The 23,264-nt window shown below is 43.2% G+C and carries 16 protein-coding genes; 11 read left to right on the forward strand and 5 right to left on the reverse strand.

The features are described 5' to 3' along the window. Positions 1-109: 109 nt before the first annotated feature. The gene (locus FKX85_RS07330) at positions 110-1,504 is read right to left on the reverse strand and encodes a hypothetical protein (protein ID WP_229239794.1); all 1,395 of its coding nucleotides are present in this window, start codon (positions 1,502-1,504) and stop codon (positions 110-112) included. Positions 1,505-1,596: 92 nt separating this feature from the next. On the opposite strand from FKX85_RS07330, the gene rbfA reads away from it, so the two are divergent. Further along, positions 1,597-1,977: a 30S ribosome-binding factor RbfA gene (gene rbfA / locus FKX85_RS07335; protein WP_141614111.1), complete on the forward strand. Its 381-nt coding sequence runs from the start codon at positions 1,597-1,599 to the stop codon at positions 1,975-1,977. A gap of 211 nt (positions 1,978-2,188) precedes the next feature. Next, complete coding sequence (locus FKX85_RS07340; RefSeq protein WP_141614112.1) at positions 2,189-3,412, forward strand: FtsX-like permease family protein; 1,224 nt, start codon at positions 2,189-2,191, stop codon at positions 3,410-3,412. 727 nt (positions 3,413-4,139) lie between these two features. On the opposite strand, the gene FKX85_RS07345 is transcribed toward FKX85_RS07340, so the two are convergent. Beyond that, a complete protein-coding gene (locus tag FKX85_RS07345) occupies positions 4,140-5,708 on the reverse strand; it encodes a hypothetical protein (protein WP_141614113.1) in 1,569 nt (522 codons plus the stop codon). Positions 5,709-6,290: 582 nt separating this feature from the next. Between FKX85_RS07345 and FKX85_RS07350 the strand changes: the two genes are divergently transcribed. Continuing rightward, positions 6,291-9,230, forward strand: coding sequence for a DEAD/DEAH box helicase (locus FKX85_RS07350; protein ID WP_141614114.1), 2,940 nt, complete (start codon positions 6,291-6,293; stop codon positions 9,228-9,230). 327 nt (positions 9,231-9,557) lie between these two features. Continuing rightward, positions 9,558-10,412, forward strand: coding sequence for a formyltetrahydrofolate deformylase (gene purU, locus FKX85_RS07355; RefSeq protein WP_141614115.1), 855 nt, complete (start codon positions 9,558-9,560; stop codon positions 10,410-10,412). 123 nt (positions 10,413-10,535) lie between these two features. Here the strand turns inward: purU and FKX85_RS07360 are convergent, their stop codons facing one another. From FKX85_RS07360 to FKX85_RS07370, 3 genes are all read right to left on the reverse strand, one after another. Continuing rightward, positions 10,536-10,940 carry an META domain-containing protein gene (locus tag FKX85_RS07360; protein ID WP_141614116.1) on the reverse strand — a complete coding sequence of 135 codons (405 nt, stop codon included), beginning with the start codon at positions 10,938-10,940 and terminating at the stop codon, positions 10,536-10,538. 220 nt (positions 10,941-11,160) lie between these two features. Then, positions 11,161-12,315, reverse strand: a complete 1,155-nt coding sequence (gene alr / locus FKX85_RS07365; RefSeq protein ID WP_141614117.1) for an alanine racemase — start codon at positions 12,313-12,315, stop codon at positions 11,161-11,163. A 29-nt stretch (positions 12,316-12,344) separates the two neighbouring features. After that, positions 12,345-13,478 carry an amidohydrolase gene (locus tag FKX85_RS07370; protein WP_141614118.1) on the reverse strand — a complete coding sequence of 378 codons (1,134 nt, stop codon included), beginning with the start codon at positions 13,476-13,478 and terminating at the stop codon, positions 12,345-12,347. Between the two features lie 226 nt (positions 13,479-13,704). Here FKX85_RS07370 and FKX85_RS21430 point away from each other — a divergent pair, with 226 nt between their 5' ends. The 7 genes from FKX85_RS21430 to FKX85_RS07400 all read left to right on the forward strand — a co-directional run bounded on the left by FKX85_RS21430 (position 13,705) and on the right by FKX85_RS07400 (position 23,261). Next, positions 13,705-13,881 carry a hypothetical protein gene (locus FKX85_RS21430; RefSeq protein WP_168196232.1) on the forward strand — a complete coding sequence of 59 codons (177 nt, stop codon included), beginning with the start codon at positions 13,705-13,707 and terminating at the stop codon, positions 13,879-13,881. A gap of 457 nt (positions 13,882-14,338) precedes the next feature. Next, positions 14,339-14,803 carry a GbsR/MarR family transcriptional regulator gene (locus FKX85_RS07375; protein ID WP_141614119.1) on the forward strand — a complete coding sequence of 155 codons (465 nt, stop codon included), beginning with the start codon at positions 14,339-14,341 and terminating at the stop codon, positions 14,801-14,803. A 74-nt stretch (positions 14,804-14,877) separates the two neighbouring features. After that, positions 14,878-16,245 carry a TolC family protein gene (locus tag FKX85_RS07380; protein WP_168196233.1) on the forward strand — a complete coding sequence of 456 codons (1,368 nt, stop codon included), beginning with the start codon at positions 14,878-14,880 and terminating at the stop codon, positions 16,243-16,245. A gap of 223 nt (positions 16,246-16,468) precedes the next feature. Continuing rightward, a complete protein-coding gene (locus FKX85_RS07385) occupies positions 16,469-17,515 on the forward strand; it encodes an efflux RND transporter periplasmic adaptor subunit (RefSeq protein ID WP_141614120.1) in 1,047 nt (348 codons plus the stop codon). 18 nt (positions 17,516-17,533) lie between these two features. Further along, complete coding sequence (locus FKX85_RS07390) at positions 17,534-20,689, forward strand: efflux RND transporter permease subunit (RefSeq protein WP_141614121.1); 3,156 nt, start codon at positions 17,534-17,536, stop codon at positions 20,687-20,689. A gap of 218 nt (positions 20,690-20,907) precedes the next feature. Further along, positions 20,908-21,153 carry an acyl carrier protein gene (locus FKX85_RS07395; protein ID WP_141614122.1) on the forward strand — a complete coding sequence of 82 codons (246 nt, stop codon included), beginning with the start codon at positions 20,908-20,910 and terminating at the stop codon, positions 21,151-21,153. Positions 21,154-21,941: 788 nt separating this feature from the next. Next, positions 21,942-23,261 carry an alpha-L-fucosidase gene (locus FKX85_RS07400; RefSeq protein ID WP_141614123.1) on the forward strand — a complete coding sequence of 440 codons (1,320 nt, stop codon included), beginning with the start codon at positions 21,942-21,944 and terminating at the stop codon, positions 23,259-23,261. The last annotated feature ends 3 nt before the right edge of the window (positions 23,262-23,264 follow it).

A 23,264-nucleotide genomic window follows, 5' to 3' on the forward strand; every position in this document is an offset into this window, starting at 1 on the left:
CTACATTAAAGAGAAATATGCTTACCAAAATCACCAGGAAATCGCTCATCCCCCAGGAATATTGCTTGGTCCTATATCTGAAGCCGAAGTTGCCACTTAATCCGAATGATTATTCTTTTGACAATCGGTATACACCTTTTTGCTCTTTTTGATAAAGCTCTCCCAAGGCGGGGATGTGTTCTATTATTTTCTCGAACAGGCCTTCCTGATCATAAATAACAGTTGGTTTCTCGCGTAAAAAATTCAAATAAACTTCGACCATATTTTCGTGGTCTGTGTAATCTGTGAGCACACGTTTGGAAAGCCGGTAATTAAGGTAGGGGCTGGCAAGGGAAGCGTGTTGATATGCACTTATCTCATCACCAAGCACAACGATCCTTTTGGCGTACGGCTGTACGGTTTCATCCAAGGTGTAATTCCATGTCTTGTTGGATTGGATTTTATAAACGGTCCATGTGTAACCCACCGCTGGGATGAGCAGTATAAAAGTGTAAAAAAGGAAACTCAGCTGTTTTCTATTGGTCAGATGGATAAATATCTGTGCGATAAAGTAGGTCAGTCCCGGCAAGATGATGACCATTTGGTAAGGAGTCCTTCTGTTGGCAATGAAGACTGAAAAGATGGCGAAAATGGTATAGAGCAGCATCAACTGTTTTTGTTTTTGCTGATTGACGGTGATACTGGTCGTGACCGTGCCCACAAAATAGCCAATAACGGCAAACAGCAGTGGTGCGACTAGCAATGTCAGCAGGTCGATATAGGTCACATGTGGGTAGCTGCTGGTAATTCGCGTAGCCAAAACAAATTCCGTGATAAACTCAGGCAGTCCACCAATCCAGAAAAAATAGATGCAGCATAGCACAAATGGTTGGAAATAACCTACCAGGGAAAGGATAAGTTGGTTAAAGCTAAAGCCACTGACGGTAATGCCGGCTACCAAAAGGAAGGGCAAAAACACGATCATTGGAAAGTGGAAGCATACGGCAATGCCTCCAAAGAGACCTACAAGCAAAATGGATTCAGTATTTTGCTCATTTAACAGGGTCTGGGAAAATAACTGGCCCAGGGCAAGTATGATGAAAGTCGTTCCCATCAGTGCCGGGGAAAGTGTCAGCAGGTCAAATGAGAAGTGGAAAAGTACCAACATGACCAGGGCTGGAACATAGGAAGTATTGTCAAAGGCTTTGTACAGGATAAAGAGGCGATTGACATAGTATATCTGAAAGAGGATAATACATGCTGCCAAGAGCTTATACATCCACCAAGATCGACCTACCAGAAAATCGATTGACCAATAGATATAGGCCGATAGCGGCCCAATGTCATCTACGATATCAACGTACAGGTAATGACCGTTTCCGAGACGTTCTCCTACCAGCATCCAAGAAAGCTCAGGGCTTAGCAGCGGGATATTCATCAGCACATAAGGAAGGCTGAGTGCTATAAAAAGCAGTGCGATACCTAGGATTCTGAACGGATCGTTGATTTTGAAAAAACTAAGCAAGGGTAATATCTGTTGATAGTTATGTATTCTGAACGTACGAAATTAAAGGTTAGTCGATTAAATCACTAAATTTGTACCGATAATTATTCAATATGGAAAGCAAGAGACAACAAAAGTATTCAAAGTTAATTCAAAAAGAACTGGGAGATATCTTTCAGCGGGAATCCAGGCCATTGGTGGGCAATGCCATGGTCACGGTTACCAGAGTGCTGATGAGCCCGGATCTAGGAGTGGCCAAAATCTACCTAAGTTTCTTATTGGCCAATAACAAGGAGTTGTTAGAAAAAATCGATGAGCACAAAAAGGAGATCAGAAAGCACCTTGGCAAGAGGATTGGCAAGACGGTGAGGAGCGTTCCTGAATTGGTCTTTTACCCGGATGACTCTTCTGCCTATGCACAGCACATGGACAAGGTCATCGGAGATTTGGATATTCCCCAATCATCAGATGATGATGAGGAGGAAGATGACTAAAGAATGGTTTTTTAGAAACCGTTTTTTTCAAGCCCAAAATTGAAGTATCTTAGGTCAGTGGTGGACTGTGGATGGAGGATGAGTTTTTGCTGATCCCAGATGATGGGGCCTTTCCTCCGATCATAAAAAAATGAGTAACTGCTCACCGACCAGTTTGCCCTATTTAAATAAGCGTTAAATTATTCACCTTTAACCTCGATATTACCATTCAGTGAACCTTTCCTTTTTTATTGCATCCCGGTATTTCAGAAGTAAGAAGAAACGGAATTTTATCAATATCCTCTCCAGGATAGCGATGATTGGTGTGGCGGTGGGAACCATGGCACTGGTGATCGTGCTTTCCGTGTTTAACGGATTGGAGGATTTGATCAGGGGGCTGTATGCCTCTTTTGATGCGCCACTGAAAGTAGAGCTGGTGAAGGGTAAGTCTTTTGAAGTGAGTGATGGTTTTTTGGATAGTTTAAACGCTTTGGGGGGCGTGGAGGCCATCACAGAAGTAATAGAAGACAATGCCCTGCTGAAGTATGGCGAAGACCAAATGGTGGTGACCATGAAAGGGGTCAGCGATGAGTTTTTGGATGAAGAGCGGTTTGACCAAGGGTATTTTGCTGGCGAGATGACCTTGGGAGATGTAAAGCAGCCCAAGGCCATCATGGGTAGAGGTGTCAGCTTTATGCTAGGGGTGGATCCCAAAAATGAGTTTGAACAGCTGCGGATGTTTTATCCCAAGGCACCTAGGGCAGGAACGATCGACCCCAGACAGATGTACAATTCCGGTAGGTTGGGGCTGGCGGGAACTTTCGCTTTGGAGAAAAAATTTGATGATAATTATGTGGTAGTGCCCTTGACTTTTGCGAGGGATATCATGGGGTATGGGAATAAGCGCACCGCATTGGAAGTGAAAGTGGCTGCGGGTGCTTCCGTATCACATGTAAAGGCCAAAATGCGGGAACTGCTTGGGGATGATTTTACCGTAAAGGATACGGACGAGCAGCATGCGGGATTGCTTAGGGCTATCAGGATTGAAAAATTATTCGTATTTATCACCCTGACTTTTATTTTGGCCGTGGCCTCATTTAATATATTCTTTTCCCTTAGCATGCTGGCCATCGAAAAGAAGAAGGACATCGCTGTCATGATCGCTATGGGAGCGACTGAAAAGCTGATTCGTTCCATTTATATCAAACAAGGGGCTATTATAGCGTTTTCTGGGGCGATCGTAGGGCTAGTGTTGGGATTTTTGGTTTGTTGGTTGCAGGATCGTTTTGGGCTGGTATCACTTGGAGTGGCGAGTTCTGTGGTGGACAGTTACCCTGTCAAAATGATCTGGACGGATTTTCTATGGACGAGCCTTAGTCTTATTGTCATTACATTTTTTGCCGCCTACCGACCAGCTAGCATCGCTGCAAAGGTCAATACAGTAGAGCATTTGTAAGCCTTTTAGGGGGAAGTTTTAAAACACCGTCATAGTCACGGATCAAGCAATATTTCTGGGGGCGGGAGAAGATTTATATTTATTTGGTATGTCGCCACGAAGTCGCCAAGACACGAAGTGTTTTGTAGGCGGATTCCAAGTTTCATGGAAAACAAACAGCTTTGGGTCTTAGAATCTTTGTGGCAAAAAAACAAAAAAGAAATCCTATTAAAATAAAGGGATTCATGCCCTCAACTTTTTCGCTTGCCTCCTCTTTAGCACATTTTGAGGACCAAGCAATATTTCTGGAAGATGAGAGATTTCCAGGTGGTTTTGGTAAGCATATTTCTCTTTAATGTAGCAATAGGAATGTGTAGATTATAAAATCAGTATAAATCCGTCATTGCGAGGAAGTATAGCCTGTCCCGACCTATCGGGAACGTGGCAATCCCGTATTAAGAAAACGAGATTGCTTCACTCCGTTGCTCTGCATTCGCAATGACGGTATTTTAAATCGCGTTTATTATAAAAAATCAGCGAGAATCTTATTAATCTGCATCATCTGCGTGCTATCGAAACCAATCCTAATCCCCCCAACTTTTCCGCTTGATCCATAGTCACCGCTTCAACCCTGATTTTACGGTTGAACTTAAGTTTCTGAACAAGCGAGCACCTCGGGAAAGGATTGTTGTATCCCGAGGTGCTCACGTGTTTTTTGGTTAATTCAGGTTATGAAGGGTGTTCCTGATTATTGATAACTAAATGTTTTTTCAAAATCCAGCCTTGCCATTCTGTAAGCTTTGTTGTATTGTCCCAAAACCACCATTTGATGGTTGGAGACTTGCTTGCAGGCCAAAGGTTTCGTGAGAATGTGGGGGTCACGGCTGAAGGGCAGTGATTCTTTCTTTATGTTTCCATGCCAATCCAGCTCGACCATGGCGATCAAAACGTCCTTTTGAGTGGCTTTGGGATTAAAGTGTACTGGCTCACAAACTCCTTCACATAGATTTTCAGGGTGGTCATTAAATACCAAGTAGACTTTGTCGTTCAGGACAGCCGTAGCGTAGGATGAAAAAAAGCTGTATCCTTCAGGGGATACTTGGTTTTTACGGATTTGCTCGGTCCACATTACTTCACCATCAGGGGCAATGCTCACCACGGCGATGGTGTTAAATGCTGTTTTGGCAGTACGATAGTTGGTGCGGGGATTAAAGCCTGCCGTCTGGGTGGCTTGTTCTGCAATGAGAATGGCACTTCCATCGCCACGGAAGGTGATGTCATTCAGGCGGTAGGCGTACAATCCTTCTTGCTTCTCTTCTTTGGTGGCTTTATCATTTTCTGCCAATAGAATGGGTGCAAAAGGTTTAAAGCTTTTTTGGATCATTTTTGGTCCCGCGAAGGTGAGAAAATAACTGCCGGCGGATGTTTGACCATCGGTGGTGGTAAAAAAACCGGTACACACAAGTTGTGATTTTTCATTCGTCCCGATCTGCATTTTGGTCAGGTGTTTTCCATCCACTTTGGGGAATACTTCAGCGATGGTAGCTCCGCTGTTGGTGATGGAGGTAATGCTGAATTGATAATTGGGCTCCCAAAATTTTTCCAGCGCTTTTTCACTATCGGCGTACTTTTTCAGGATAAATACATCACCCGATCTGGATAAGTGGTAATTCATGATGTGATAGTAACCAGTCTCCTGAGATGCTTTCAGTTGATGCTTCCATTGTGGACTTAGATTTTTATCCAACACCGCAAAATGAAGCTGGTCTGGGGTGTTCTTAGTCCCAGCCTGTGTAAATGTGCTCAGAAGGAAATTGCCTCCCGCTGAGAGTTTGAGATAGAAGGCGGGATGTTCAAATTTAGCTTTTCCACTTTCTGGAATACGTTGTAATACAGCAGGTGATTGGCGAAGGGTCAGGGTGGATTTGTCAATTTCATCCGCCAACAGGACATTGCTATTATCCATAGAGGTGCTGTAAAAACAATAGAGTTTGCTGCCTATTTGTAGGATGCGTTCAAATTTTACAGGTGTTTTTGTGTCCATCACTTGAAGCTGACGAAAACTTCTGAGCTCCATTTGATTATTGTAAAACTCCAGGATTGGAAATCCTTCCATTCCTCTCAATTCATCACTAAGTTTTATTTTGGTTACAAAGATGCCGTTTTTGTCATGAGCTACGATCTGGTTGGGCATCATATTGTTTTTTGTATAATGCTGGCTGCCCAGATGTATTTTAGTGCTGCTGCCTGATGTAGATTGTGCTTGAAGCAGCGTAAGAGAAGTGACGAGTAGTAGAAGTGTTAACGTTGTTTTCATAAGGGCTTGATTTTAAGTCAAATATCTGTATAAATTAATCAAAATACAAAAAAATATATTTGAAATACATTTATATTGATTTAAATATAGGTTTTTAAGCAGGTTTCGGTTTTTTTATGCCGAGTCCGTTGTTACCTATTGATTATGTGTAATCGAAATGATTGGGTGATCAAAGACTACATGACAAAATTATACCTTTAATTAACAAAAAATGTATTTTCACATACGTATATGTACGCACATTAGGTAATTTCTTTAGAGATGGACAGCAGGGAGGGGCCATAGAGAAAATAGCTATGGTTGGGGAGATGTTTTGAGATCAGGGATTGGAGTTTTCCGAAGTCTTTGCAGGATGGGGAAAGCGATAAAGGACTTAAATATCAGGTAAAGAGGCCGTTTGACCTAAGAGATGCTCTTTTTAACTAGTAGAGTATACAAGGAAATTTATATTGGTGATTATTGCCTTAATTCATCTCTTTTTTCTATTAAAAGTTGAAATAATTATTTACTTTGCAAGCTAGTACATTTTAAAAATCACACCTCTCCGGGTGGTTTTGGCTCGATAGATTAGTAGAAAAGATTATGAAAGTTTCTCCGGACAAGTCTTTTGAAATTATATATTCTCTTTTTAGTCATGAATATTTAGGAATCCTTTTTGAATCCTTCGTAATTCAGCATGATGAGAAAGGTAGGCTATCGTTTGCCTATCAAAATATAGCTACCCAAAATGCCAAGGAATTTGCTTCAGGGCTGGATAGTAATGATTATGAACTGATCGAATTGATGGACAGCATGCAGCATGATGCTATTGTAAAGAAATTCAATAGCAAAAAGCTAAAGCCAAAGGAGTTTCTCAGGAAAGTCTTTGAGACCAATAGTGAGACTACTGCCAACAGGGAGATTCGTCGATTGATCGAGATCAGGCTTGAGGGAATCAGGGCAAAGATACTGGAGCGGATAATAGGTAAGCGGCTTTTTGAAATGGGAAATGACGGCAATCCGATCTGGAAGGAAATCAATGTGATGAAAGAAAAGGCCTCGGTGCTGTTTCATTTTCGTAGAAACGAGGAGAATACGCATTATTTTCCTACGATCAAACATGATGGAGAAAAGTTGGATTGGCAATATAAAGGAGGTTATCTTCTTTGCGAAGAACCCGCCTGGCTGGTAGTAAACGGTAATTTGTATAATTTCGAAAAAGGCGTGGACGGCAAAAAACTGAAGCCTTTTTTGAACAAGAAATTTATCGTCATTCCAAAAAATGTGGAACAATCATACTACGAAAAGTTTATCACACAGTTGGTGGCTTCTTTTGATGTCTATGCCAAAGGTTTCGATATCAAAGTGCAGCGGAGCAATCCTGAAGCCCTTTTGAGCTTGAGTGATTTGCCGGGAAATGGAAATGGAACCGATTTATTTGGCAATGCCCAAGCGGAAGAGGGAGAGGATAAGATTGTTTTTGACCTGCGCTTTCAGTATGGGGACTATTCCTTTCGTTCAGAAGAAAAAAAATCCAATAATGTGGAGTTGGAACAACAAGGTGACAATTACATTTTCCACAAAGTCATCCGGGACCTGGAAAAGGAAAAATCTTACGGGGACTACTTAAAGGGCCTTGGCCTGCCCGTCCGTACTTCCCGTTTTTCGCTTGGCAAATCAAAGGCCTTTGATTGGTTAAATTCAAATAGGGAGGCACTAGAGGATATGGGGGTGAAGGTCCTCCAAAGTCAAAGCTCAAAAGGTAAGAAGTATTTCATTGGTAATGCATCCATTAAGGTGGATATAAAAGAAAATATCGACTGGTTTGACGTGGATGCCATCATTAGTTTTGGTGCTTATGATGTGCCTTTTGCGCAAATCAGAAAGTTATTAGTAAAGGGTAAATCGGAATTTGAATTGCCCAATGGGGAAATAGCGGTCATTCCAGATAGTTGGTTTGTTAACTATTCGGAGATTTTTTCCTTCCTCGAAGCAGGAGAACAAAAGGATGAAAAGATGATGCTTAAAAAACATCATATAGCCTTGGCCCAGGAACTCCAAAAAGGAAATCTCATTCACCTTACCTTGAGCAGGAAACTCGAAAAGCTGAAGGACTTTTCTGAAATGGAGTCTTATGAGCTTCCAGATACCTTCAGGGGGACACTTCGCCCATATCAGAAGGCTGGCTATGACTGGCTACGGTTTTTGAATGAATATAATTTTGGGGGATGTTTGGCCGATGATATGGGGCTTGGTAAGACTGTCCAAACATTGGCGATGTTGGCCTATGAAAAGAAAAGAACGGAAGGCGCAACCTCACTGCTGGTCATGCCTACTTCGCTTATCTATAACTGGGAAGTGGAAGCACGCAAGTTTACACCTGATCTGAAGGTCTTGGTATATACGGGATCACAACGGATCAAAGATAGCAGCAGGTTTTCGAAATATGATTTGGTGTTGACCTCCTACGGAATCACTCGGTTGGATGTGGATATTCTGAAGGACTTTTTCTTCAATTATATTATCTTGGATGAATCCCAAGCTATCAAAAACCCTAATAGCATTATCTCCAAGGCTGTCAACCAGCTGGTGTGCAGGCATCGATTGATCCTTACGGGTACACCGGTGGAAAATGGCACAATGGACCTTTGGTCGCAGATGAATTTCATTAATCAAGGGCTATTGGGTACACAGGGTATGTTCAAAAAGCAGTTCCTGCAGCCCATTGAAAAGAAAAATGACATGGACAAGGCCTCCAAGCTTCACGCCATGATCAAGCCTTTTGTCCTGCGAAGGCTGAAGACCCAAGTGGCGACCGACCTCCCTGAAAAAGTAGTGAATATAAAATATTCCAATATGACTGCTGAGCAAGAGAAAGCTTATGAGGAAGTGAAGAGCTACTATCGTGAGAAGATTGTAAAGGAGATGAGTATTCCGGGCATGAAGCGCCAGGCTTTTACGCTCCTGAGAGGGTTGACTCAGCTCCGGCAGATTGCCAATCACCCAAGATTGACCGATACTACCTACACGGGGGATTCAGGCAAACTGGAAGATATTGTGCATATGCTGGATTCTACCGCAAGAGAGGGACATAAGGTGTTGGTATTTAGTCAATTTGTGAAGCATCTGGCTATCGTAAAAGAGCATTTGGACGAAAGTGGTATTGCCTACTCATATTTAGATGGAACGACTAAAGACCGTCAAGCGCAGGTGAAGGAATTTCAGGAGGATGATAAGGTGAAAATTTTTCTTATTTCCCTCAAGGCAGGAGGCGTAGGCCTCAATCTGACCAAGGCAGAATATGTTTTCTTGCTAGACCCATGGTGGAATCCTGCGGTAGAAGCACAGGCGATCGATAGGGCGCACCGAATTGGACAGGAGAATAAGGTGATGATTTACAAGTTCATAACACATAATACCGTGGAAGAGAAAATCATGGCCCTTCAGGAACGTAAAATGGCCCTAGCCGATGAACTTATCAGTACTGAGGAAAGCTTCATGAAGAGCTTGGAGAAAGAGGATATTGAGGCCCTGCTGGCATAGGGGATTTAAGTAGTAAGTGGCTGGTATCTAGACGTAAGTATTGAGATGTGAGACTTGAGACATGAGTATTGAGACAACATTGTACCGAGGGCTGTGCCCCGGTACGGTTAGCATGGAGCTTGTTCTGACCATTGTAGGTAGACGGTATTTTAAGTCGAGTTTAGGTTAATAGCATTGTCCCCTACCTGAATGAAGGAGCGAAGATAGCAGAGATGAAATAAAGATATTTTACCATGGCAAAAGCAATATTTTTCAGTTAACTAAATATCTTAGTGGCTTGGAAACTTGATAACCCACTAAATATCAATCAGAAATTTTTAACGTATTATGGAGTCCGCAATATTAATCATCCAGTGTAAGGATCAGAAAGGTATCGTAGCTGCGGTGTCGCAGTTTTTATATTTTCATAATGGCAATGTTCAAGAAGTAGATCAGTACATTGATAGTGAAACAGGCGATTTTTTTATGCGCGCCAAATGGGAACTAAAGAGTTTTGCCATTCAGAAAGACCACATCCAGCGGGTGTTTTCAGAGACTGTTGGAGATAAGTTTGAGATGAACTTCACCTTACACTTTAATGACCCTAAACCCAGAATGGCCATTTTTGTGTCAAAGCTTTCCCACTGCTTATTTGATATTGTGTCGCGGTATTATTCGGGCCAGTTTGATGTAGAAATACCGCTGGTCATTTCAAATCACGACAGCTTAAAACCCGTAGTGGAAGCATTTGATATTCCTTTTTACCATCTGCCTATTACCAAGGAGAACAAGCAAGCCCAAGAAGAAAAGCAGTTACAGTTACTGAAGGAGTACAACGTGGATTTTATCGTCTTAGCGAGGTACATGCAGATTTTGAGTCCTGCCTTTATTGCTTCTTATCCTCATAATATTATTAATATTCATCATTCCTTTTTACCGGCATTTGTGGGGGCAAAGCCATACCATGCTGCCCACAAAAGGGGTGTAAAGATTATCGGTGCGACGGGTCATTATGTGACTGAAGAGCTGGATGCAGGCCCAATCATCGAGCAGGATATCGCCAGGGTAAAACACCACAACACCATCGAAGAACTGGTGCAGATCGGCCAAGATGTCGAAAAGGTCGTACTCTCCAAAGCGATTAAATATCACTTGACCAAAAAAGTCATGGTCATGGGGAATAAAACAGTTATTTTCAATTAACCTTTGACCCTTGATCAGGAAGGAGATAGGTGGCTCCAGGAGAAAAGCTGTCAACGTCTAAGTCAACAGCTTTTCGAGTAAATGAGCGTTGTGTTGTGGTTTATATCCCGAAATGAGGTTATACTAATTTGCCTGCTCAAATTCCACGGTGATGTTTCCATCAGCATCGTAAAATACCATCCTGTTGGCAGTGGTGGTATATTTTTTACTCATTTCCAAGGAACTTAGGTAGGCTGTCTGAACAGTTTTTCCATCACAATTTTTAGAGTCGGTGTAGAGCGTGGAAAATTTGATTTTTTCAGAATTATAAACTGCTTTTCCACGGAATTCATCACATGGAGCCTGACCGTTGACTTTCTGTTCTTTGTCAAAATTCAAGGTAAGGTTAGCTAATTGTTCCTGTGTGGCAGGAGCGCCGTTGATGGATCTGACTTTCCAAGTGTACTGGCCAATATCATCGGATCCACCACAAGAAAACAAAGCTAATGAAAGTAAACCAGCGCAGACTAGCGTTTTGAATAAGTTCATTTTTTAATAGATTTTTATGATTAGGAAAAGATTAATATCTCTATTATAATTATTATATTCTCAATTAACTGAATAGATTAATGGGAAAAGTACAATAAAATCAGAGATTCAATGTGGTTAAGACCACAAATACCATACTTAAAAGCTTGCTTATGACAATTATTCATGTTAAAAAATGATAAAAAAGCACCATTAATATAAGTTGATAGCCCTACCTTATTTAATAAACAATCTTACGGGGGATGTCATGGGGCAGTCTTGTCAGCAGTTCATAATTGACTTGCTGAGTGGTTTCGCTAAATGACGCTACGGTGATTTCATTGCTTTTCTGTTTTCCGATGATGACGACTTCATCACCTTTTTTGACATCTTTTAGGTCGGTGATGTCTACAGAGATGGAGTTCATGGTAACGGTGCCGACTACAGATACCATTTTACCTTGGATGAGCACTTTCCCCAAATTGCTGAGCATTCTACTAAATCCGTGGCAATAACCAATCGGAATTAAGGCGATTTTCATTTTACGGTGTGCCATAAATGTGGTGCCATACCCTACAAAATCCCCCATGCCCACTTCCTTGATGCTCATGATGGAGCTTTTCCAGCTGATAAGCCTTTTGAGCGGATTTTTCCTGTTGGCGGCGAGCTGTTTGAATTTGCTCATATAGGTTTCCTGACTAGGCCAAAAACCGTACTGCAAAATCCCGATCCTGACCATGTCCATGATGGTTTCGGGATAGCTTAAGGATGCGGCAGAGCACGCTGTATGGTAGGTGCCGAATTTGATCCCATGGCTGTCAAACCAGCTTTTAAAGTTTCGGTATTGTTTGATTTGGTTTTGGACGCGGATGTAGTTGGCGATGCTTTCTGCTCCCGCATAGTGCGTGCATAGTCCAGACAGTTCCAAGTGGATACCGTGTTCATAAATGATGTCCGTGAGAAATTCCTTTTCGTTCCATTCAAATCCTGTCCGGTGAAACCCTGTTTCTACTTCCACGTGGATTTTGGCAGGGATTTTGACTTTTCGAGCGGTTTTGATAGCGGCCATCAGCCGGTCAAATTCAAAAACAAAAAAGCTGATCCCTTTCTTGATGATCCATTCCAAATCATGGTTGTCCACCATGCCCATGATCATGATATTGCTGTCCTTTTGGCGAACATTGTGCACACGCATGGCCTCATCTGTACTGAAGGCACTGAAGTGACGGATCCCTACATCTTCTGCGATTTTAACGATGTTTTCAATGCCGTGTCCATAGGCATTTCCTTTGATGACGGCTGAGATGATGGTGTCATCACCCACTTGGCTTCTGATGAATTTTATGTTTCTGCGATAGGCAGATTTACTGATTTCTATGCGTGAAGTGTGCCTCATGTTTTGGGTGATTAACCAAGATTTTAGATTTATCGGTTGATTTGATGGATGATTTGGCCGAAAATGGCGACTCCTGTCGCAATAATAGTATCAGGGAAGTCAAAGTTACTGTTGTGTAACTGTGGCTGAGACTTGCCGCTCCCCAATCCAAAGAACATGGTGGGGGAATCGATGGAAAACTGACCAAAATCTTCTGACCACCTGAAAGGGTTACGAATGTGTTTTGTCTTGAGATTTAACTTTTTAGCTGCTTGGTTGACATGTTCCCAAGCCAAATCGTCATTGACTGTGCTGGCAAAGCTCTCCGTGTAGGAAATGTCAATTCCCAAATGGTGGGATTTGGCAATCACTGCTACTAGTTCCCCAGCAAACCTGGTAAGCTGCTCCATGGTTTTATCGTCATAAGTGCGCAGTGTGGCACGTATAGTGGCTTCTCCAGGAGTAGTGCCGAAAGCAATTTCGCCAAGCACAGCATTGATCACAGTGATCAGGCTGAAGCCATTCATGCTTTCGGGAAGCGCTTGGAGTCCAGCGATGATTTTGGCCATGGCAATGGCCGGACTATTGCCGTTTTCGGGGTGGGCAGCGTGAGAGGTTTTTCCTTTAAGGTGGATGACCATGCCTTTGGAGGCTGCCGCAAAAGCGCCTTTCTTAAGGACAATCTCGTTTTTTGGATAGCCCGGAAGATTATGAAGGGCAAAGGCAAAATCAGGTTTTATCTTTGGGAATCGCTTATCCTTGATAACTTTTTCGGCACCTTCACCAGTCTCTTCGGCCGGTTGGTAGAGTAGGATCACGCGGCCTTTAGAAATGGGATTTTCAGCAAGGGTCATTCCAACACCTGCCACAATGGCCATATGCCCATCATGCCCACAGGTGTGGGATTTCCCTTCCACTATACTTTTATGCTTGGCAGTGCTCTCTTCTGAAATGGGAAGGCCATCCAGTTCACAGCGGATCATGGTGGTTGGGCCTTTTCCTTTCCCTTCATAGATAAAAGCCAGCCCATTGCCCCCAATTTTATCGATGACTTTATCAGGCTTTAGCGGCTCAAAAAAATCCTTGATTCGATGAGCTGTAGCGGCTTCATCATTGGAGAGGTCAGGGTGCTGGTGGATATCCTTTCGAAGTTTGATAAGGGTATTGATGTCTTCTTTTTTCATATCTGGAAAAGTTGCTGAAAGATTCAAATTAGAATTTTCTGGCCGATTCTTCAAGTAATCAGCTGGTTTAGATGTTAGTATCTATTATTTATAAGCAAAAAGCCTTCCTGATTTTTTTTGACTCGTATTCAATTAGTTAATGGAAAGGTTTGAAAAATAATTTTTTTGGCCGAACTTATTTACCAGTAATATTGCTTGACTATTTTATCCTAAACTATATTAACCTATGACTGCAGAACAAAAACAAGCCTTGACTGAAGAAATCGAAAAACTCCAAGGATCATTGACAGGAGATATGTTTCAGGATATGGAGATTCGGGACAAGATCCATAATCTGGAGATGCAGCTTAAAGGCACCAAACCAATGGACAGCCATTTTGATTGTATTGGTTGTGGGAGCTGATATACCATAGCGTAATAGGCCTACAGAAAGCCGGAAAGGATTAGCCTCTCCGGTTTTTCTTTTTTGTGGGGAGTGATGAAGCAACAGCCGTGGCTAAATGTATAAACCTGGTTAAAGTATTGAAGTACCGATAGCCGATTAGAAGAAATTTCTCTGTGGTGTCCTATGTTTCTTCTATGTGGTTATCCTCAATTCATTTTCCAGAGAATTTAGTGGATGGCATTGAGTTAATAACTCAATGCTCGTGGTTCCGCAGCACAGCTGTCGGAACAACAAGATTTTTTAGAGAATCCTTGGTGTCTTGGAGCCTTCGTGGCGGTATGAATAATGATTGGAAACCTTACCTTTCCCTCAGAAATATTTAAGGTAAAGGAAAAATTTGGTTCTCTTTTTTATGAACTAACAAAACCTTTTGTATATTTGCATCGTTAAGTCGTTACAGACAAGAGGAAGAAATATGAAGTTATCATCTGAACAACAAGAAATTATAGAACGAATCGGAGTCTTTTTCGAGCGAAAAGGGCATCAGCCGATTTTGGGTAGGATCATGGGGTTGTTATTGGTGCTGGATGAGGCTGAGGCGACATTTGATGAAATCCAGGAATACCTTTCTGTGAGTAAAAGTGCCGTCAGCAATGCACTAACACTGCTCCAAACCCAAAACAAGGTGGAATATACCACTAAACCGGGTGAAAGAAAGCGGTATTTTCGACTAAAAGTAAGGAACTGGAGAAAGGACATGCAAGAAGATATGCAGGGTATTTTCAGGATCAATATGCTGCTAAAGGATGTGATGGCGATGCGTTCTCAAAAGAACATGGAATTTAATACGTGTATCGAGGATTTTCAGCAGTTTATCGAATTTATGCAGGAGGAAATGCCAAAATTGATAGAAAGATATGATCGGCTGCATAACAGCTGATATATTTTTTGTTCGTAGAGTTCTTTTTTTACAGAACAAAGTAATTAATAAGAAATTAACTATAATTTATTAAAATGAAGAAACAACGTTGGATCGGACTTATTTTGGTCTTTTTCGTGGGCAGCAGCCTCATGGCCCAAGAGCCGGTAGGGGATGGTGAAGTGCTTACACTTCAAGAAGCCATTCAGCTTGGGCTGAAGCACAACACGGAAATTAAAAAAGCGCAGTTGGATGAGAATGCTGCAGATCATCAGCGAAAGGAAATCACTGGTACTGGTCTTCCCCAAGTGGATGCCTATGGTGATTACAACAATTTTCTGGATGTATATCCACAAGCGATTCCCGGAGGCGTGTTGGATCCCAATTCAGATCCGAGTGACATCAATGTAATAGCTTTTGGTGTCCCTCAAAGCGTGAAAGCCGGGGTACAAGTGAGCCAGCTGATTTTCAGCCAATCGTACTTGGTAGGATTGAAGGCGGCCAGGACTTCCGAGGAATTTTACCGGCTGATGACCCGGATGACCGAGGAAGATATCATTTATGATGTGGCGTTGAATTACTATTCGGTGATTTCTACAGCATTGCAGATGGATAACCTGCAGGCCAACCACGACCAGCTAAAGCGGCTAGCGGATATCATCCGGTCACAGTACGAGAATGACTTGGCCAGAAAAGTGGATTATAACCGTGTGAAGGTAAACTTGACGACGTTGGAAACCGAAATGGATAATCTTGAGATTGCCATCGAGCAGCGGCAGAATTACCTGAAATTGGTCATGGGGATTCCTGTAAATACTGAGATCAAATTGGCCCAGTATGATTTTAAAGACAGATCCTTGCCCCTACAGGCACTTCAGATGGATGCTGACCTTAGTCAGCGGTACGATCTGAAGGTCCTGGAAAAGCAGCAGGAGCTAAATGACCTGAATGTCGATAATATCAAATCAGGGTATTATCCGACGCTATCTGCTTTTGCTGATGTGAACTATAACGCGTTTTCCAGTGAATTTGACTTTCTATCCACTGGCCATGTTTGGTACAGGGGGGCATTGGTAGGGGTGAAGCTGTCATTGCCGATTTTTGATGGTTTTCAGAAAAAACATAAAATCGCCCAGGCACGAGTGGAAGGTCAAAAAATCAAATATGACCAATACATGGCCGAGCAAAATGCGGAGGCAGAATACCTGAATTCAGTCAAAAAACTCAATAACAGTATTAAGAGTCTCCAAGCGCAAGAGTCCAATCTGGAATTATCCGAAGATGTCTTCAGACAGACCGGCCAACTATACCGAGAGGGGCTGTCTCCGCTGACTGATCTATTGGATGCAGAGACTTCACTGCGACAGGCCAGATCAAGTTATTACCGACAGATCATCAATGTAAAAACAGCCGAAGCGGATCTCTATAAGTCCACGGGGCAGATCGAAAAAATCATCAAATAAATTTAACCCGGATGATGCATTGGAACTTGGTAGCGAGGTTTTAAATAGCAAAGAATCGGGAAGTTTTATGATTGACTGCGTAGCACCGCTACGGTGAAAGCATAAAACTTAGTGTAGCGACTGATTCAAAGCTATTTAAGACCGCAGTAGATTTTCTAATGAATGATCAGGGTTTAAACATCACATAGGAAGATACTTCCTCAATTCTATATCATCAACAGCTATGAAAAAGTTTATCACACCTTTAGTACTCGTAGCCATTGCGGCAGCGATTGGTTTTACGCTCTTTAAGAACAAGCAGGAAATGGAGGTCAAGGCAGAACAGGCCATGAAGACCAGTGAGTCTATTCCGGTAAGGACCGAGGTGATCAAAAAAACCGAGCACAAAATTTCCTTTACTTCGAACGGTACTTTCGAGCCGAGCCAAGAGCTGACGCTCAAGTCTGAGGCCAATGGAAAGGTACTGAAGATCTACAAGAAGAAAGGAGATTACGTCCGTAAAGGTGATGTGATCGCTAAGCTGGACGATGAGTTGATCCAGTCCGAGCTGTCCATAGCGGAGGTGAAGCTCAGCCAAAACCAGAAGGACCTGGGCCGCTACGAAAACCTGGCGGGAACAGAGGCCATTACTGAGAAGCAACTGGAGGAAATTCGCAATGCCACCAAAATGGCCGAATCGCAAGTGAAAATGAACAGAAAGCGATTGGCCAATACGGTGATTACCGCACCTATTTCAGGTTATATCAATGAGGACTATATCGAGATCGGAACCTTGATGAGCCCTGGGATGAATGTAGTGGATATTGTAAATGTGAAACCGCTTAAACTGGTCGTGAATGTTTCTGAGATGGAGATTGCCAGGATCAGTGAGGGAGATACAGTAGGGGTGAAAGTAGGCGTGTTGCCGGAGAAGGATTTTACCGGAAAAGTGAGCTTTACCAGCAACAAGGGTGATGCGTCCTTACGCTATGAGGTGGAAATTGCACTGGAAGAAGAAACCGAGCAGATCAAGCCGGGAATGTTTGCCTATGCATCATTTTCTTATCCCGCAGAGGAAGCCATTTTGATCGATAGAAAGGCACTGGCCAACGGCGTGAAAAACCCGGAAGTATACGTGGTGGAGCATGGCAAAGCAGTACTGAAAAAAGTAAAACTTGCCCAAGTAGGGGACAATAAGCTGGTATTGCTGGATGGCCTGAAGGAAGGAGAGAAGCTGGTGACTTCTGGCCTGATCAACTTGAAAGAGGGCACAGCTGTCTCAGAACTTTAATTCGAAAAATCAAGAATCATGCAGATTACGAAAATATCCATAAAGCGGTCCACCATCGTGGTGGTGCTGTTTACGATTTTGACCTTGCTGGGGATTTTTTCCTATACCCAAATGTCTTACGAGCTGCTACCAAAGTTCAGTCCCAATGTGGTAACGGTATCCACCGTCTACCCCGGAGCGGCACCCTCGGAGGTAGAAAACTCGGTGACCAGAAAACTCGAAGATGCCCTGGCGGCACTGGAAGGTATAGATGTGATGAAATCCACCTCATTGGAGAGCTTCTCGATCATTACCATCGAATTGGATGACGATGTGAATGTGGACTTGATCCTTCAGGATGCCCAGCGGGAAATAGATGCTGTCTTGGGCGACTTACCAGAGGATGTGGATCCACCATCATTGGGGAAATTCAGCCTGGATGACATGCCCATCATGCAGATGGGGGCCTACTCTAACTTGACTGCAACGGAGTTTTACGACTTGATGGACCAACGGATCCAGCCCATGATCTCACAGATCGATGGTGTGGCGCAGGTAAATCTACTGGGTGGTGCAGAAAGAGAAATCAAGGTAAACTTGGACCAAAATAAGTTGAATACCTATGGAATTTCACCATTACAAGTAAACCAGGCGATAGCCCAGGCAAATTTGGATTTTCCGACTGGGAAATTAAAAAGTGATAAAGAGCAAATCCTGATCCGACTGGCCGGTAAGTTTACGAATGTGGATGAAATAGGGGAATTGGTGGTGACCTATACCGATGGTTCTCCCATCAAAATCAAAGATGTAGCCGAGGTGGTGGACTCCAACAAAGATGAGGAGGTTCTCAGTAGACTAAATGGTAAAAGTGCCATTGGTATCAGTATCCAGAAACAGTCCGATGCCAATGCAGTGGACGTGGCGGAGCGTGTAAACGAGTCACTGGTACAGCTGGAAACCACTTATGCAGGGGATGACTTGCGATTTGAAATTTCACAGGACAGCTCAGAGTTTACCCTTGAAGCAGCCAATGCAGTGATCCATGATCTGATCATCGCCGTAGCGCTGGTAGCGGTGATCATGCTGTTGTTTTTGCACAGTTTTAGGAATGCGATCATTGTGATGATTGCTGTGCCGGCTTCCATTATTGCCACGTTTACCGTGATGTATTTGGCGGGATTTACACTAAACTTGATGAGTTTGCTGGCCCTGTCACTGGTGGTGGGTATTCTGGTGGATGATGCCATTGTGGTGATTGAAAATATTTACCGGCACATGGAAAAAGGCAAGTCGGCCATCCAGGCTTCCTATGACGGAATTCGTGAAATCGGTGGTACGGTGACGTCCATTACTTTGGTAATTGTGGTGGTATTTGTGCCTTTGGCGATGACGGGCGGTTTGATTTCGGGGATCCTTACACAGTTTAGTATCACTGTGGCGGTGGCCACGATGATGAGTTTGCTGGTAGCCTTTACATTAATTCCCTTATTGACCTCTCGCTTCTCCAAGCTGGAGCATCTCAATCCAGACAGTGTGTTTGGAAAAATCGTCAATGGCTTTGAAGGATTCTTGGATGCCTTTATTGCGTGGTTGACGGGAATTCTTAAGTGGGCTTTTAACCATAAGATCATTACGCTCGTGGTTACGTTTGTGCTATTTGTTTCTTCGTTCCTTTTAGTGGGATATGGCTTTATCGGAAGTGAATTTGTAAGCCAGGGAGACAAAGGGGAGTTTATCATGCGCTTGGAATTACCCAAGTCAGCTACCTTGGAGGAAACCAATTTTACCACACGGGAAGCAGAGAATTACCTGTCCAAAAACCCCATGGTGACCAGCGTCTTTACGACTGTGGGCCAGACTACGGGGAGTATGTCAGGAAGCCAGGCCACTCCTTACGCCGCCGAGATAACAGTGAAAATGGTGGATGCAGAAAAAAGAAACCTTACCGCTCCGGAATTTGCAAGGGAAATGGAGATCGCGCTGGAGGAAAATATCGTGGGAGCAGAATTCACCGCAGTGCCCATCGGCATTACGGGGACAGCCAATGATGCACCGATACAGATCGTGTTATCGGGGCCTGACCTGGACACCTTGAAAAGTTTCTCACAGCAGGTACTGGCTGAAGTGGATAAAGTGCCTGGAACACGTAAGGCAGAAACCTCCATGGAAGACGGTAACCCAGAAATCCGCGTGGAGGTGGACCGGGCAAAAATGGCCGATTTGGGCTTGGATATGGCGATGGTCGGTGGCACCATGCAGGTGGCCTTTAATGGTAATACCGATACGAAGTACCGTGATGGAGATTATGAATATGACATTAACATCCGGATGGATGAGTTTGATAGAAAATCCGTGACCGACATTGAAAACTTGGCATTTGTCAATACCAGGGGGCAGACCGTATTGCTCAAGCAATTTGCCAGTGCTATTCCTTCTGAAGGGCCAAGTGAGCTAAACCGTCAAGATAGGATTACTTCCGTGACGGTCCAGTCTCAAGTCTCAGGAAGGCCTACAGGTACCGTCGGTGCTGAAATCCAAGAACGGATAGCCAAACTAGATCTTCCCAAAGAAGTGACTGTGGCTTACGAGGGTGATATGAAAATGCAGGAAGAAGGTTTTGGTAGCTTGGGAATCGCCTTGCTCGCTTCTATACTCTTGATTTACCTGATCATGGTGGCACTTTATGACAACTATGTCTTCCCCCTCGTGGTGATGTTCTCCTTGCCGCTGGCCGTGATTGGAGCGTTGTTGGCACTGGCAATGTCCAGTTCAGCATTGAGCATATTCAGTATTCTGGGACTCATTATGTTGATGGGGCTTGTGGCTAAGAATGCGATTTTGCTGGTAGACTTTACCAATCAGCTGAAATCAGCAGGACTTGAAGTCAAAGCAGCCTTGGTAAAGGCAGTGGAAATCCGTTTCCGTCCGATTCTAATGACCACACTGGCGATGGTATTCGGGATGTTGCCGATCGCCTTGGCTTCTGGAGCAGGGGCGGAATGGAAGAATGGCCTTGCTTGGGCATTGATCGGTGGATTGATCTCCTCCATGTTCCTGACCATGGTCGTGGTGCCTGTGATCTATTACATTTTTGACCGGATCCTTGCTCGATTCGGTAAGGACAAGAAAGAGGAAATTGTCATCGAAGAAACTGAGCTTTCAGAGTCTGAATCTGAGGTGGCCGAATATGTTTAATTATAGTTAGTTGGTGATTGATGATAGTCGGTGTGGTTTATGGGGAGGGCATGGCCACCGTGGAGAACGGAAAGCTCAGGAGCCTTTCATATGGCCGCACCGGTTTCATCCAATCACTCAGGGTAAAAGGCTTGTAAAGTGTCATTTTATCGAGAGAAAATTTAAGTGCTGAGACAAATTGCTGATTTGTCTCGTCTAATAAAGAAAAGTTAAAAGCCATGAAAACAAATAATTATACAAAACTAAAAGCCATTATTGCGGTGATGGAGAAGTATGGCATCACACCTATTTCCAAGGTCAAGCGCTCTGATTTCGTAGAGGACATGGGCTTTGATCAGGTCTATCTGAACGGCCTGATCTTCGATGTGGAGGACGCGCTGCACCTGGAGCTTACCGAGGAAATGGCGCATTCCCTGAGAAGCCCCGAAGAGCTTATTCGGCACATGATACAATATCAAAACTAATCACTCTGAAAATGGCCGTAACTTCCAAGAGGGGAGTAATGGCCAAGTTGCGAGTGTATGAAAAGTATGGCTCTCTAAATGCATTTTAGTGGGTAAATAATAAATTGCCTGATTTTTTTACAATTGTTTCGCAATACTTGTAAATGGAGCATTTTCTGATCTGCCTTGAGGCATTTGACGTTAAGAAATCAAAGAAGTGCGATGGAAAAGGCACAGGCTTGCCTATAGATCAGCTTTTAGCCTGTCAAGTAAATAAACCTGCTTACATCTGTAGTATTCGCCAGAATCATATTTCATAAAATGACTATCGGTAATTTTACCCGTAGTGGTACCATTCCAAAATGTGATTTGGAAAGTTAAGGGAGTCCCTTGGTGAGACCGGTTTAAGAAAAATGAGCAGGCCGTTAAGAAAATGAATTAGCTCGTGTCGTGGAACAGCGAGATCCATTCATTTTCAGGCCGGAGCAGTTTTCTTAGATTAAATTGGGTAACGTATTGTCCTCACTGGAAAACTTGTCCTTCCCAATTTAAAGGGCTCACCACCGGACTGGATTTTTGGTCCTTTTCATCAATGGAAATGCGTAGCATTCATGAAGATCTATTGAAAGCAATTTTATACCTGAATAAAAGGACGGAAACACAATTTATTCAATTATGCTTGGCTACGTGTATGATTGCGGAGACTCATGTTTCATTTATTGATTTTGTAAAAATTAAAGTTAATATTGGTGACAAACTACAGATTATTAACAATGAAAAGAATGTTTACTTTCTTAGATTGCCGATATATGGGAAAACTCAAGGTGGCAATGGTACTAGTACTGTTGATGTGTAATGTAGCCGAAGCTTTGCCTCAGGAGAAAGTGCTTAACCTAAATAGACCAGGGCGCGAAGCATGGTTTTCGTCACTTGGATTTGGAATGTTCATCCATTGGAGCATGGATGTGCAGCTTGGCACGGTGATTAGCCATAGCATGGTGGGGGCTTCCGATGATTATTTGGAACGCTATATTACAGAACTTCCCAAAACGTTTAACCCGCAAGAATTTGATGCCGAATCCTGGGCAAAAGCTGCGAAGAAGGCTGGTATGAAGTACGTTGTATTTACTGCCAAGCACCATAACGGTTTCTGTATGTATGATACCAAAACGACCGATTTTAGCATCATGAATACTCCTTATGGAAAGGATGTTACCAAAGTGGTGGTAGATGCCTTTAGAAAAGAAGGCTTGGCGGTAGGGATCTACTTTTCTCCAGAAGACTTTTACTTTTTGCATCAGCAGGGAAACACCATTTCACGCACCTTACCAACGGCCAAAGCAGCGCATAACGAACCACTAAATGATTATGTGAAGGATCAGATGCGAGAATTAATGACCAGTTATGGAGATATAGATATAGTGTTTTTAGATGCCTTGGACCAGTATGCCAAGACGGAGATCGCAAAGGTTTGCTGGGAAGTAAATCCGGAGGTAGTCGTGACACGTGGAGCCATTCCCACACCGGAACAAACAACGCCTGATTCACCAATGGCATCTTGCTGGGAGGCGTGCTATACCCTAGGTGACCAATGGCAATACCGGCCAACAAACGAAAGGTACAAAACGGCGGAGCAGACCATAGAAAAGCTGATAGAAATACGCTCCAAAGGAGGGAATTTCCTCTTAAATTTTGCCCCTGATGCGGCTGGTAACTTACCCCCTGATCAGGCAGCGGTATTAAATGAATTATCTCTTTGGATGTTTATTAACGACGAAGCTTTCCGAAACACCATACCGCTAAAGACCATCAGGGAAGGTGATATTTGGTTTCTCAAAAAGAAGGATCAGTCAACGATATATGCATTTCTTACGGAGGATAACTGGGAGTTAGGAGATCGAAGGACCTATATCTTAAATTCTTTCAAAGCTACTCCAGAAACTAAAGTTTCAGTATTGGGACAAAATAGTGAAATCTTGGAATATCGCCCTAAAGTCGATGTTTCCTCTTCCTATAAGGAAATAGAAGATGGGTTGGAGATTTCCGTGGTGCGTGCCCAGCGTATCTATAATGACCGAAAATGGCCGAATCCAATTGTGGTAAAACTGGAGAACATAGCGATAAGATAACAC

The sequence above is a fragment of the Echinicola soli genome (assembly GCF_006575665.1).
Taxonomy (GTDB): Bacteria; Bacteroidota; Bacteroidia; order Cytophagales; family Cyclobacteriaceae; genus Echinicola; species Echinicola soli.

Bases quoted from the DNA above. Each gene is read 5' to 3' on its own strand.
- FKX85_RS07350 (WP_141614114.1), top strand. From the start codon at position 6,291: ATGAAAGTTTCTCCGGACAAGTCTTTTGAAATTATATATTCTCTTTTT.
- FKX85_RS07390 (WP_141614121.1), top strand. From the start codon at position 17,534: ATGCAGATTACGAAAATATCCATAAAGCGGTCCACCATCGTGGTGGTG.
- purU (WP_141614115.1), top strand. From the start codon at position 9,558: ATGGAGTCCGCAATATTAATCATCCAGTGTAAGGATCAGAAAGGTATC.
- FKX85_RS07375 (WP_141614119.1), top strand. From the start codon at position 14,339: ATGAAGTTATCATCTGAACAACAAGAAATTATAGAACGAATCGGAGTC.
- FKX85_RS07395 (WP_141614122.1), top strand. From the start codon at position 20,908: ATGAAAACAAATAATTATACAAAACTAAAAGCCATTATTGCGGTGATG.
- alr (WP_141614117.1), bottom strand. From the start codon at position 12,315: ATGAGGCACACTTCACGCATAGAAATCAGTAAATCTGCCTATCGCAGA.
- FKX85_RS07370 (WP_141614118.1), bottom strand. From the start codon at position 13,478: ATGAAAAAAGAAGACATCAATACCCTTATCAAACTTCGAAAGGATATC.
- FKX85_RS07360 (WP_141614116.1), bottom strand. From the start codon at position 10,940: ATGAACTTATTCAAAACGCTAGTCTGCGCTGGTTTACTTTCATTAGCT.
- FKX85_RS07380 (WP_168196233.1), top strand. From the start codon at position 14,878: ATGAAGAAACAACGTTGGATCGGACTTATTTTGGTCTTTTTCGTGGGC.
- FKX85_RS21430 (WP_168196232.1), top strand. From the start codon at position 13,705: ATGACTGCAGAACAAAAACAAGCCTTGACTGAAGAAATCGAAAAACTC.
- FKX85_RS07385 (WP_141614120.1), top strand. From the start codon at position 16,469: ATGAAAAAGTTTATCACACCTTTAGTACTCGTAGCCATTGCGGCAGCG.
- FKX85_RS07345 (WP_141614113.1), bottom strand. From the start codon at position 5,708: ATGAAAACAACGTTAACACTTCTACTACTCGTCACTTCTCTTACGCTG.
- rbfA (WP_141614111.1), top strand. From the start codon at position 1,597: ATGGAAAGCAAGAGACAACAAAAGTATTCAAAGTTAATTCAAAAAGAA.
- FKX85_RS07400 (WP_141614123.1), top strand. From the start codon at position 21,942: ATGGGAAAACTCAAGGTGGCAATGGTACTAGTACTGTTGATGTGTAAT.